Source organism: Chryseolinea soli, from assembly GCF_003589925.1.
In the GTDB taxonomy this organism is placed as follows: domain Bacteria; phylum Bacteroidota; class Bacteroidia; order Cytophagales; family Cyclobacteriaceae; genus Chryseolinea; species Chryseolinea soli.
Map to the genome: position 1 here is coordinate 3,139,955 of NZ_CP032382.1, position 12,130 is coordinate 3,152,084.

The following is a 12,130-nucleotide window of genomic DNA, read 5'->3' on the forward strand; positions in this document are numbered from 1 at the left end:
GGAAGGTCTCGCATTGAGCCAGACCTTCCTCACGCCAGGCCTATTCGCTGCGCAACGAATTCACCGGGTTTGAAGCGGCAGCCTTGATGGATTGGTACCCCATGGTCAGCCAGGCTACCAGGAAGGCCGATATCCCCGCCAGCAAATACACCAACGCGCCAACTTCCGTTTTGTAGGAATAACTTTGCAGCCACCATTTCACGGCCAACCATGAAAGCGGTGCAGCAATAACAAAAGCGATGATGATGAGCTTGCCAAACTCCTTGGAAAGCAACAACACGATGCTGGTCACCGTGGCGCCGAGAACTTTCCGGATGCCGATTTCTTTTGTGCGTTGCTCCGCCGTGAAAGCGCTGAGCGCAAAGAGCCCCAGACACGCAATGATGATGGCGAGCCCGGCAAAGATGGCAAAGATCTTTCCCAGCCGTTGTTCCGATGCATACATGCTGGAGAAATCATCGTCCAGGAACGTATATTCGAACGGCTGGGTCGGTGCCATTTGTTTCCATTTTTTTTCCAAGGCGGAGATAACATCGTTCACGTTTTTAGACGCGAGCCGGAAAGAGATAAGTCCTGTGCTTTTGGAAAGGAACATACCGAGCGGGGTGATGTTGTCGCGCAGCGATTCAAAATGAAAATTCTTGACGACGCCCACCACGGTATAAACATTGCGTTTGTCTTTCTCGATCGAGTTGCTCCCTCCGGCAAACGCGAAGGTTTCTATTTTTTTCCCGATGGGATCGGCAGCGATGTTAAACGCCTGGGCGGCCGCTTCATTGATGATGATGCCGGTGGAGTCCGAGATAAAGTCGCGCGAAAAATCCCGGCCATCTTTGATCTCCATGCCTAAGGTTTTGATATAGTCATAGTCGACATAGAATCCCTGCATGCCGACCATGTTCTCCTGGTTGGGTTCTTTTCCCATGGGCCAGTAGGTGCTGTTGTTTCTGTCGGTGCCGGCAACGGGAAGAGATCCGGAAATTGTCGCACTTAGGATGTGGCTGTTCTTTAACATTTCGTTCTTGAAGCTTTCCAGTTGATCGCCCATGGCATGCGCTTCCCGGATGATGATGACTTGATCTTTGTTAAATCCTATTTTCTTCTCCTGGATATAGGTGAGCTGACGGTTGATGGTGATCGTCCCCACGATGAGGAATATGGAAATGGTGAACTGAAAAACCACCAGGCCGCTCCGGATCAACCCGCTTTTCATTCCCAGCGCCAGTTTTCCTTTGAGAACATTCACGGGTTTGAAGGCCGATAAAAAGAAGGAAGGATAAATTCCGGCCAGGGCTCCGACAAACAAGGATAATCCCATAAACAAAAACAGAAAATCAGGATCTGCCACGGGAATATGAAGATGCTTACCGGAGAGATCATTGAACGTGGGGAGGAAGACAAAGGCCAACCCCAAGGCCAGCAGGAAGGCCATGACACTGATCAGGACAGACTCCAGCAGGAATTGACGAACCAGGTGCGAGCGAAGCGAACCCAATACTTTTCTGACGCCCACTTCTTTGGCACGATTGGCGGACCGCGCGGTAGACAAATTCATGAAATTGATGCAGGCGATGACCAGTATAAAAAGCGCGATCGCCCCGAAAAGATAAATATAGACAATGTCACTGGCGGGCTCCACCTCGATCATGGTCTTGGCGCGCAAATGCACATCCGTTATCGGCATAAGCCAGAAGTCGAATTTACTGCCGTCGGCGGCGAGCTTCTCGGGGGTGTTCTCGGCGCCCAGGAATTCGCGGACCTGGGGGCCAACGTATTTTTCCCGCATGGCGAAAAATTTCTTTTCCAGCCCTTTGGCATCGGTACCTTTCTTCAGCAATACATAGGTGTGAAAATTGTTGCTGAGCCACATGTTGTTTTTGCTTTCCTCGCTGTTCAGCATGGACACCAGTATTTCGAAATGAAACTGACTGTTGTCGGGGAAATCTTCCATGACACCAACGATCTTGTTGTTCCAGTTGTTGAAGAACGTGAGCGTTTGTCCAATGGGATTTTCGTTGGGGAAATATTTATCGGCGATCTTGCGGCTAACGACGATGGTGTTGGGTTCGGTGAGGGCCTTGGAAGGATTGCCGTGAAGAAACGGAATGGTGAAGACTTTGAAAAACGAGCTGTCGGCATAGGCAACATTTTTCTCCTTGAAATTTTCCTTGTCTCTTTTAACGAGATAGTTCCCCTGAAGTCGGATTCGCGCCACGGATTCCACTTCAGGATAATCCTGAAGCACGGCTGCGGCAAGGGCTGGCGGTGTCACCGCCATGTCATAGTCCAGGTTGCCAAATTTGATCCGGAAATTCACCCGGTAGAGGCGGTCGCGGTTGACGTGTTGGGTGTCATAGCTCAACTCATTCAAAATAAACAGCGAGATGATCAGGCAGGAGGCAACACCGGTTGCCAGCCCCGCAATGTTGACGAGCGAGTAGAAACGGTGTTTGGTGAGATTGCGCAGGGCAATTTTAAAATAATTTTTAAACATGAGCCTTGTGGTTTGAGTGTCGGTGATGAGAACTTGTTTCTGGGTTTGTTGCAAACCCCTTGTATAACCAAATCGCTTTAAGGCATGGTGATAGGCATCGATAAATCGTTTGCCACCGGCCATCTCTTTTTCCACGAGCGTGCAGAGGTGATCAAGAACTTCTTCCTGAAAACCTTCCAGGACAATGCCCCGGGAGCTTAGATCGTTGACGATGTAATCAATATGTTCGCTCGTGAGCAACGGCATGGCTTAGCCTACTTTTACCTGCAATACCGCAGACATGGTTTTAATGAAATCTATAAATTCGGCCACCCGGTCTTTGGCCAGGGACTTTCCTTCCGGGGTTAACGTATAATATTTCCGGACGCGCTTGCCGATATTCACCACCTCCGTTTTGACCAGCCCGTCGTTTTCCAGCTTGTGCAACGCCGGGTACAGCGCGCCTTCCGTGAGCAGGATCCGGTCTTGCGAAAGCTCGCCCACCATTTGCGTGATCTCATAGCCATACATTTTGCCATTGTCTTTCAACACCTTTAAAATGATGGTTTGCAGGGTGCCCCTTAATAGTTCGGTTGGATGCATAAACTGTTAATACATAGAGTTCTTATGCATTAGACGCTTATTTTAACCCGAGGTTACAGTGCTCTGAAAAATAATCCGAAATCCCGCCCAGCGAGCCATTTTTCGACCTTTTTTCATGAAAAGACCTCCGACGCTGCATCGGCAGAATTGAAACAATACTGTATATTGGATAGCTTGATCGATGTATATTTTAAAAGAGAAGCCCATGCTGAAGTATTGTATGCTCACCCTATCCGCCCTGCTCATTTCTATTTTTTGCTTCGGTCAAAATCCCAAGGCGGAAAAAGAACTACAAGCGGTGATCGACGATCTGGATGTGGTTGGCCTTTCCGTGGTGGTCGTGAACAAAGGCGACATCGTCTACAAGCATCAATTCGGGATGCAGGATGTTGAAAAGAATATTCCACTCAGTGATCGCACCCTTTTCAGGATCGCGTCCATATCAAAATCATTTTCGGCCGTCGCGATCATGCAGCTCATCGAGACCGGGAAGCTTAGCCTCGACGACGACGCCAGCAAACTGATGGGCTTCGCGGTAAGGAATCCTAAATATCCAGACAAGGTCATTACATTGAAAATGCTCTTGTCGCATACGTCCAGCGTCAACGATAGCCAGGGGTATTTCTACCTGGACCTGATCGACCCGGCCAAGAATCCCAACTGGGCAAAATGTTATAGCGACTATGCGCCGGGAACAAAATACCTGTATTGCAATCTCAATTTCAACATGATCGGCGCCATCATCGAACGGCAGACCGGCGAACGGTTCGACCAGCGCATCAAGCATCGCATTCTCGATCCACTCGGGCTCTATGGAGGCTACTGTGTCGACTCTTTGGATGCCTCGCGTTTTGCTACACTGTATGACTATGATTCTTTGAACAAAAGTTTCACGCCGATGCCACAAGCCTATGCGCCTCGCACCGAGGAGATCAGGAACTACACCATGGGATACACCACGCCCGTGTTCTCGCCCACCGGAGGCATGAAGATCACGGCCGAAGACCTGGCGAAATACATGACCATGCACATGTATAACGGATCGTATAAAGGCGTGAAGATCATGTCTGAAAAAAGTGCTGAAAAGATGCGGGAGAAGATCTCCGAGGAAGAGGGCTATGGTATGGCCATGCGCACGGCGGCTGATCTCATCCCGGGAAAAGTACTGAAGGGCCACACCGGTTCGGCCTACGGACTTTACAGCGCGATGTTCTTCGACCCCAAAGACAAATTTGGTTTTGTAGTGATCACCAATGGATGCATTCCCGACAACCAAAGTGATATCCGGAATGTGCTGAGCCGGTCTATGGTCATTCTCTACAACAACATCATCAAAAAGTAATTTGTTAAAATCATGAAATCGATTTACAAAAAAGGCACGGATGCCGTATGGGCCGGTGAAGGCAACGTCAACACCAAGGGCGCAACCACCACACCCATCGTTAATAGCGTAACGTTTGCCTACGAGGATCTGGACGAATGGCACAATGTGGCAACGGGAAAAGAACCCGGGTATATCTATAGCCGCAACACCAACCCAACGGTGGCGGCACTGGAAGAAAAGATTCGCGTATTGGAGGGAGCGGAAGCTGCCACATCGTTCTCCACGGGCATGGCCGCGATCAGCAACAGCCTGTTCACATTTTTACCCGCGGGAAAAAGGGTGGTTTCGCTAAAGGATACCTATGGCGGCACCAGCAAAGTGTTTCTTGATTTTCTTCCCCAGTATAACGTGGATGTAAAACTTTGCGACACGACCGACCACGAAATGATCGAGGCCGAAGTGGCCAAAGGATGCGACCTGCTCTATCTCGAAACCCCGACAAATCCCACGCTGAAGATCGTAGACATCAAGCGCCTCGCAGCGGCGGCAAAGAAAGTGGGAGCGATCACGATGGTGGACAACACCTTTGCCACACCGATCAATCAAAATCCCCTTGAACTTGGCGCCGACCTGGTGGTGCACAGCGCGACAAAATTTTTATGCGGCCACTCCGACGCTATGGGCGGATTGGTGGCGGGTAAGGAAGCGTTGGTAAAGAAGGTTTTTAGTTTTCGCGAGATCAACGGCGCAAGCCTGCAGTCCGATCCGGCCTACATGATCGCTCGCGGAATGAAGACACTGGAGTTGAGAGTGGAACGTCAAAATGCATCGGCGTTAAAAATTGCCCACTATCTTCAGCAGCATCCGAAGGTCAAAGACGTTTTCTATCCCGGGTTGGAAAGTCATCACGGGCATGCTATTGCGAGATCTCAGATGCGCGGTTTCGGAGGGATGATGAGTTTTTCTTTGGATGGCGGCTGGGAGTTGGTTAAAAAATTTCTGCCGGCCTTGAAACTTGTTCACCTGGGCGCCAGCCTGGGATCGGTAAGCACTCTCGCAGGTCCTCCGCGAACAACCAGTCACGTCGAGCTGACTGAAAAACAACGCCGGTTGCTCGGCATTCCCGAGAGCCTGGTGCGCTATTCCGTGGGCATTGAAAACGTAGACGACCTTCTGGCCGACCTGGAAAGTGCAATGAAGAAAATTTGACGGGGGATCGTTAATGAAACCTTGGAAAAAATTTCAGACGATCACTGAAAGCAGCACGGCAACAGTGGGCTTCCATTGAACTGGAAACGCCACTTGTGCGTTGTCTAATAAAGGCGTAATCGGAGAGCAATAGCGCGCTTTTTGCCCCTTTTAGAGACAATAGGTTCATAACTTAATTGGTCGTATCTTTACGCGTCAATTGCGGATTCTTTTAATTCACTGCCGAAATTTCCCCTCGGAATTGTAGTTTCTTAATCCTTTCCACAATTAATACGGAATGTTTTGTGTGAAAGCACATCTTTCGCACGTGTGGTAGTGCCTGCAATGGGAGTGCATGGGTCCAATGGAGTCGTTCACCTCCGTTTTTAATTCTTACTTCTTCAATAATGCAACAATCGAAGTCATTAACTTTTGCGACGTCGAATCGTGATTTTTCAGCTACGCTCAATAAGCGCGTAAACGAGTATTTTAAAAATCATAACATCAATCGTCATGCAAACGGCGAAATGGTGGTGAAGACCCTCGTTATGTTTGCCGCCTACTTTGTTCCCTACAGCCTGATCCTGGCCAACGTTGTGACGGGAAACATCGCCTTGCTCGCCTCGGTGGTGGTGATGAGTCTCGGTCTGGCAGGGATCGGCCTGTCCGTGATGCACGACGCCAATCACGGCGCCTATGCCAAAGAGAAATGGCTCAATGTGCTGATCGGATATTCTCTGAATTTGATCGGCGCCAACGCCTTCAACTGGAAGATGCAGCACAACGTATTGCATCACACCTACACCAACGTGCACGAGGAAGACGAAGACATCAGTCCGCGCGGAGCGCTGCGCATGACGCCACACACCGCCTGGAAAAAAGTGCACAAGTATCAATTCATCTACGCCTGGTTTCTTTATGGATTGATGACGATCGTTTGGCTTTTCTTTAAAGATTACGTCCGCATCGTTCGCTATCATCAATCGGGCCTCGCGAAAAAACAAAATGCCAACATCACCACCGAGTGGTTCATCCTGATCTTTAGCAAGCTTTTGTATATCACCTACATTTTTGTGCTGCCCGTGTTGTTCACACCCTTGTTGTGGTGGCAGATCATCATCGGCATTGTATTGATGCACTATATCGCCGGCTTTATCCTGGCCATCATCTTTCAGCCCGCGCACGTGATCGAAGGCACGGAATTCCCGTTGCCCGACGACACGAACATGCTGGAAAATAATTGGGCTGTGCACCAGCTCCTGACGACAACCAATTTTGGAAACAAAAGCCGTTGGTTCTCCTGGTATGTGGGAGGACTAAATTTTCAGATCGAACATCATTTGTTTCCCACCATCTGCCATGTGCATTACCGGAAGATCGCGGGCATCGTAAAAGATACTGCTGCAGAGTTTGGATTGCCCTATAAAAGCACGCGCACGTTCTTCCAGGCGCTGGTCTTGCATGGACGGTTATTGAAGCAATTGGGTGCACGCCCCGTTTGAGGTTGATACATTCTTCAAGAAATAGTTCCATCGGTGTTTTGAATTCATTGGTTTAATCACCCGCAACATGAAGCAGCTCAAGATTACCAAGCAGATCACCAACCGCGAAATGCAATCGCTGGATAAGTATTTGCAGGAGATCGGCAAGGTGGACCTGATCACGGCCGAGGCCGAGGTGGATCTGGCGCGGCGGATACGACAGGGGGATGCCGCGGCACTGGACAAAATGGTGAAGGCTAATTTGCGTTTCGTCGTTTCTGTGGCCAAGCAATATCAGAACAACGGTCTCGCCCTCGGAGACCTGATCAACGAAGGCAACCTGGGCCTGATCAAAGCAGCGATGCGATTTGACGAGACACGCGGTTTTAAATTCATTTCCTATGCGGTGTGGTGGATCCGTCAATCCGTTTTGCAGGCATTGGCCGAGCAATCGCGCGTGGTGAGACTTCCGTTGAATCGCGTGGGGGCCCTCAACAAAATGCACAAGGAGTTCGCGGCACTGGAACAAAAATTTCAGCGCGAGCCTTCCCCGGCCGAGCTCGCAGAATCGATGAATGTTTCGCTGGAAGAAGTGGAATCCAGCATGCGCTTTACCGGGCGGCAGGTTTCGGTAGACGCACCGTTGAGCCAGGGCGAAGACGGCAGCTTGTTGGATGTGTTGGCCAGCACCAGCGCTGAAACACCGGATGCTGATCTCATGCTCCACTCGATGAAGGGGGAGATCAACCGTGCACTGGCGGCGTTGACCCACCGCGAGTCGGAAGTGATTTCCAGCTACTTCGGTCTCAATGGTCACCAACCCATGACCCTCGACGAAATCGGCACGCGCTTTAACCTGACCCGTGAGCGCGTAAGGCAAATAAAAGAAAAAGCTACCCGGCGCCTGCAAACCCTCACCAAGGGCAGATCGCTGCGCGCATACCTGGAATAAAATCCCCTACAGCAAACCAATCCTTCAAATGGACATCTTGAATTCTATGACGCCAACCGTTTATCTTTCTTTGTGGAATAAGTATCGCCCCGTGATCGTGCACCTCATGCTGGCTGCCGGCGACGGTCCGCAACAATACAAACTTTTCAGTCACGAGTTCAAAGCGCTGGCCGCGAAGGAAAAGACGTTCTCCTTTGTGTTGCAAGCCTTCCGCGGCAAATCGACAAACGGCATCCGGAAATCGTTCGCCGCCCAGGACTTGCTGAGCATGCTCAACACCTCACGCAAGGCCAGCGAACAAATGGAGAAATATGGCTTCGAATTCAAACTCGACAGCCAGTTTGTGCTGCACGTTACGCGATTGCAGGCTGCGGATGAGCAATCGTGAGGTTTCGCGACCGATCGCGCGACAACGATGGGATTATAGGCCGCGGGAATAGGTTTACCGGTAATAAAGGTTTACCTTTGTGACGTAGTTCAAGTGAATTGGAAACAAGACTGATACATCGTTGTCTTTTTTCCTTCTTTAATTTCCCAATCCCTCATTACACTTCGCCCTGTGATTTCTTCGGGCAAAATTTAATGCGATCGTATCGGTGATTATCGGGCTGGCTGCAGCGTAAAACGATGCTTTTATAAAACATTACAAAATGCAAGGAACAGTAAAATTTTTCAATGACGCCAAAGGTTTTGGTTTCATTAAGCCCTCGAACTCGAACGAACAAGACATCTTCGTTCATTCCTCCGGGCTGATCGACGAAATTCGTGAAAACGATGAAGTGGAATATGAAGTGGAAAAAGGCAAGAAGGGCTTGAACGCCGTGAAAGTGAAGCTGGTTTAATTCCACTGTCTTCAATAAAAATGCAAAGAGGCTGTCTCAAAAGGGCAGCCTCTTCTTTTTTGATTGAGTTTATTCGCGATAGTCCTAGTGTTAACAAACGGAACAACCGTTGGCGCTGACATCGGATGCTCACTTTGGATTAAATAACCCCAGGCTTTAGCCTGGGGTTAGCGCAGTCGCTAGCAACTGCGCTACGCTCGCACCTAACAAGTAGCACGAACGTTCATAGCGCACCTTCACTACCTCCGGCCTCGAAGTGCAATTAGGCCGCTCCGCCCAAAGGATACGAGCACACCAGAAGAGAGGGGCTCGCCGTGTCGCCCACAGGGCAGTGTGTACGGTTGGTGTCATGAAACGTGAAGATCGATCCGGCTTTCCGATGGCACCATTTTCATTTCATGCCGCTAACCCCAGGCTAAAGCCTGGGGTTATTAAAAAAAAAGACTGCCCTTTTGTGGCAGCCTTTTTTTGCTTTGAGGGCAAGATCTATTTAAGCAGTCTTACTTTTATGGCGTTTAATCCCTTGGGACCTTGTTCGGTTTCGAAAGTCACCATGTCGTTGTCTTTGATGGTGTTGAGCAACACATTGCTGGAGACAAAAACATTCCGGCCGGTTTCGTTGTCTTTGATAAAGCCAAATCCTTTGGCGTAGTTAAAGAACATGACCTTTCCTTGCCGGGTCTTCACGTGGACGGTTTCGCCCGTGTTGCGCGATCCGGTAACAATGTCGGCGGTGTTGATGGTGCTCTTTTTGACGGTTGCGTCAGGTGGTTTGTTGGTCAGGTTCCCGTTTTCGTCAACATAGGCGACCATATTTTCCCAAGAGGTGTCTTTGGGCGCGGCTTTGCGTTCTTCTTTACGCTGCTCTTTTTCTTTGCGCTTCTGTAATTTTCTTTTTTCGAGGTCTTTTTTGCTGAACGATTCTTGTGGTCGGGCCATGTAATGTGGGTTGGTGAATACTGGAGAAAGGAACCTTGGTGAATCGGGATGGCCTAGAAGGCTAAGTTTCTCTCAAAACAGGAAGGATGCGTAAAGATACGGTTTAATATCCAAAAACCGGGTGAACGGAATGAAACTATTCTGGCCGTCTGGATTTGCGCGTTTTGAAGTATTCTATACGCAAAACCTTACGTCGGTTCCCGGGGTTCAGTCTACTTTTGAAGCTGTAGAAAAGGCCCGTCGCAGCAAGAGCGATCTTGCTGCGAGAAACACGATGTTGAACGGCTTTTGTCTATGGTAGAATTTTAGTTTGGGTAACAGGTAAGGGCCGGCTAGATGTTTGAATCAAGCATTCCGGCTCCTTCCTTTTTTTGACAACGCCGGTTATATGCGCTACATCTTTATCGCTTCCATTTTTATCTTCTCGTTAATATCCTGTCACAAAACACCACCCCAGTCCCGGGGTTCTGTGGCCGGCGTGATGGACACGGTGATCAGCCGGCTCTATGCCAACGTTCCGGAAGCGGAGTTTAACAAGATCGACGACGCCTTTATGCGCCAATTTGTGACCGATGAAGAGCGACAGGTGCTGGCGACGCGCTACCAGTATTTTACCGCGGACGTTCCGGTCACGGTGTCCATCATGCGCGACAAAGGCCAGGCCGTTGTTCCGTTTTGGTTGGAGCCGGCAGGGTTTGCAAAAACGACCCTGGAGGTGAAGAACGAGGAGTATACCTACGAGGTATGGCAAAAAAATTTCCCGGCCGGTCAGGTCGCGCTGGGCATCAATGGTTTTGACAAACATCGTCCCGTCTATTTCGTGAGTGTTGCACCCCAGAACAAAGGAGAGCATCTCGCCCTGACGGGAATATATCCCGGCTACCCCGTAGACACGTTGCGCGTGGGAGCGTTCACCTATCACGACTGGTCGGGCCTGGTAATCACGGAAGTTCCCGAAGCCTTGCAAGGCCAGGCATTGTTCACCACGGTTCGGGGCCGGGCACGCGAGGCGCATGTGGTGGACGCCTTTCGGAAAACGCAGTTTCCGTCTCATGCCGAACCCGACCAAATTCTGCTGACCTGGAGCGCCTCACCCCAAACCAGCATCGACGTACAATGGCGCACCGCCCCTTCCGTTGCCCAGGGATCGGTGAAGTATTGGGTGGAAGGGACAACCGACACGTTGGTCACAAAAGCGTCCCTGAACCAAATCCAGGACCGCATGCTGTTCAATGACCGGTACGTCAACCGTTTCACGGCGCAACTCGCCAATTTGCGCCCCGGCACGCACTACGGCTACTGCGTGGGCGCAGGCTTGGGGTGGTCGACGGCGCGATCGTTCCGGACGGAAGGGGAGAAAACCGATGACTTCACCTTCGTGTGGTTTGGCGATACACATTGCTTTCCCGATTCGGGTAAGCTGGTGTCGTTGGCTGACAAGAACAATAAAGACGCAGCATTCTATTCCATCGCCGGCGACATTGTGAGCACGGGCCTCAACCGCGACGACTGGGACCACCTGTTTGGCTATTCGCACGATGTGTTCTCACGCAAGCCCTTGATGCCCGTGCCCGGGAATCACGACCGGCAAGACGGTTTAGGCGCGCAGCTTTACTACGACCTGTTTAGTTTGCCCAAAAATGCGCCCCGCGGCGTCGACCAGGAATCGAGCTATGCTTTTGAATATGGCAACGCGCTTTTTATCATGATCGACGCCACCTCCGAAGTCGATGCCCACACACCGTGGATCGAAGAGCAACTGGCCAACACCAAGGCTACCTGGAAGTTTGTGATGTTTCATTTTCCACCCTACAATTTTGAAGAACCGTATCTCGATATTCAAAAGGCTTGGGTTCCCCTTTTTGACAAATATCATGTCGACATGGTTTTGGGTGGACACATTCACTACTACATGCGCTCCAACCCGATGTTTGCCGGAAAGGTGGTGGACAACTTTGGCAAGGGTACGGTATATGCCATCTCCATCAGCATTCCCAGCAAGCATGACGCCATGACACCGGAATCCTATGCCGTGAAACAATATGACCGTGGATACTTTTATCAGCGCATGGAAATTCATGACAAGTCGCTCACCTATACTGCCGTGGACAGTGAGGGCGCGGTAAAGGATACGTTCACCATTCGAAAATAGCGCAGGTGCCCAGCGTAGCTTCCGTACGTTCATGCTGTCGGGGTTGCTGGATTTCAGCCGCCAAGATTTCGATCGTTCTTGATCATGCGTTAACATTCCATTGATATACGCAAAATCCCTCCCGTACTTCATTAAAATTTAATATCCTTGCTTACGCGCAAAGAGACTGTGCGAAC

At 50.2% G+C, this 12,130-nt stretch carries 10 protein-coding genes; 7 read left to right on the top strand and 3 right to left on the bottom strand.

Translation table 11 applies throughout. The features are described 5' to 3' along the window. Window positions 1-40: 40 nt before the first annotated feature. Both D4L85_RS13595 and D4L85_RS13600 read right to left on the bottom strand, forming a co-directional pair. The gene (locus tag D4L85_RS13595) at window positions 41-2,740 is read right to left on the bottom strand and encodes an ABC transporter permease (RefSeq protein WP_228450883.1); all 2,700 of its coding nucleotides are present in this window, start codon (window positions 2,738-2,740) and stop codon (window positions 41-43) included. Window positions 2,741-2,743: 3 nt separating this feature from the next. Continuing rightward, the gene (locus D4L85_RS13600) at window positions 2,744-3,076 is read right to left on the bottom strand and encodes a PadR family transcriptional regulator (protein WP_119754813.1); all 333 of its coding nucleotides are present in this window, start codon (window positions 3,074-3,076) and stop codon (window positions 2,744-2,746) included. A 205-nt stretch (window positions 3,077-3,281) separates the two neighbouring features. Between D4L85_RS13600 and D4L85_RS13605 the strand changes: the two genes are divergently transcribed. From D4L85_RS13605 to D4L85_RS13630, 6 genes are all read left to right on the top strand, one after another. Further along, a complete protein-coding gene (locus D4L85_RS13605; RefSeq protein ID WP_119758781.1) occupies window positions 3,282-4,418 on the top strand; it encodes a serine hydrolase domain-containing protein in 1,137 nt (378 codons plus the stop codon). Between the two features lie 12 nt (window positions 4,419-4,430). Further along, window positions 4,431-5,609: a cystathionine gamma-synthase family protein gene (locus D4L85_RS13610; protein ID WP_119754814.1), complete on the top strand. Its 1,179-nt coding sequence runs from the start codon at window positions 4,431-4,433 to the stop codon at window positions 5,607-5,609. A gap of 386 nt (window positions 5,610-5,995) precedes the next feature. Then, window positions 5,996-7,090, top strand: coding sequence for a fatty acid desaturase family protein (locus D4L85_RS13615; protein ID WP_119754815.1), 1,095 nt, complete (start codon window positions 5,996-5,998; stop codon window positions 7,088-7,090). Between the two features lie 67 nt (window positions 7,091-7,157). Continuing rightward, window positions 7,158-8,021 (top strand): sigma-70 family RNA polymerase sigma factor, encoded by an 864-nt coding sequence (locus D4L85_RS13620; protein WP_119754816.1) that lies wholly within the window; start codon window positions 7,158-7,160, stop codon window positions 8,019-8,021. A gap of 28 nt (window positions 8,022-8,049) precedes the next feature. Further along, window positions 8,050-8,409 carry a hypothetical protein gene (locus D4L85_RS13625; RefSeq protein ID WP_119754817.1) on the top strand — a complete coding sequence of 120 codons (360 nt, stop codon included), beginning with the start codon at window positions 8,050-8,052 and terminating at the stop codon, window positions 8,407-8,409. Window positions 8,410-8,671: 262 nt separating this feature from the next. Next, window positions 8,672-8,863 carry a cold-shock protein gene (locus D4L85_RS13630; protein ID WP_073133259.1) on the top strand — a complete coding sequence of 64 codons (192 nt, stop codon included), beginning with the start codon at window positions 8,672-8,674 and terminating at the stop codon, window positions 8,861-8,863. Window positions 8,864-9,349: 486 nt separating this feature from the next. Here D4L85_RS13630 and D4L85_RS13635 read toward each other — a convergent pair whose 3' ends face one another. Continuing rightward, entirely contained in the window at window positions 9,350-9,802 is a 453-nt protein-coding gene (locus D4L85_RS13635; protein ID WP_119754818.1) for a cold-shock protein, read from the bottom strand. Between the two features lie 388 nt (window positions 9,803-10,190). Between D4L85_RS13635 and D4L85_RS13640 the strand changes: the two genes are divergently transcribed. After that, window positions 10,191-11,954, top strand: a complete 1,764-nt coding sequence (locus D4L85_RS13640; RefSeq protein WP_119758782.1) for a purple acid phosphatase family protein — start codon at window positions 10,191-10,193, stop codon at window positions 11,952-11,954. The last annotated feature ends 176 nt before the right edge of the window (window positions 11,955-12,130 follow it).

Excerpts from the sequence above, each read along its gene's own strand:
- D4L85_RS13595 (WP_228450883.1), bottom strand. The coding sequence starts at position 2,740 with ATGCCGTTGCTCACGAGCGAACATATTGATTACATCGTCAACGATCTA.
- D4L85_RS13600 (WP_119754813.1), bottom strand. The coding sequence starts at position 3,076 with ATGCATCCAACCGAACTATTAAGGGGCACCCTGCAAACCATCATTTTA.
- D4L85_RS13605 (WP_119758781.1), top strand. The coding sequence starts at position 3,282 with ATGCTGAAGTATTGTATGCTCACCCTATCCGCCCTGCTCATTTCTATT.
- D4L85_RS13610 (WP_119754814.1), top strand. The coding sequence starts at position 4,431 with ATGAAATCGATTTACAAAAAAGGCACGGATGCCGTATGGGCCGGTGAA.
- D4L85_RS13615 (WP_119754815.1), top strand. The coding sequence starts at position 5,996 with ATGCAACAATCGAAGTCATTAACTTTTGCGACGTCGAATCGTGATTTT.
- D4L85_RS13620 (WP_119754816.1), top strand. The coding sequence starts at position 7,158 with ATGAAGCAGCTCAAGATTACCAAGCAGATCACCAACCGCGAAATGCAA.
- D4L85_RS13625 (WP_119754817.1), top strand. The coding sequence starts at position 8,050 with ATGGACATCTTGAATTCTATGACGCCAACCGTTTATCTTTCTTTGTGG.
- D4L85_RS13630 (WP_073133259.1), top strand. The coding sequence starts at position 8,672 with ATGCAAGGAACAGTAAAATTTTTCAATGACGCCAAAGGTTTTGGTTTC.
- D4L85_RS13635 (WP_119754818.1), bottom strand. The coding sequence starts at position 9,802 with ATGGCCCGACCACAAGAATCGTTCAGCAAAAAAGACCTCGAAAAAAGA.
- D4L85_RS13640 (WP_119758782.1), top strand. The coding sequence starts at position 10,191 with ATGCGCTACATCTTTATCGCTTCCATTTTTATCTTCTCGTTAATATCC.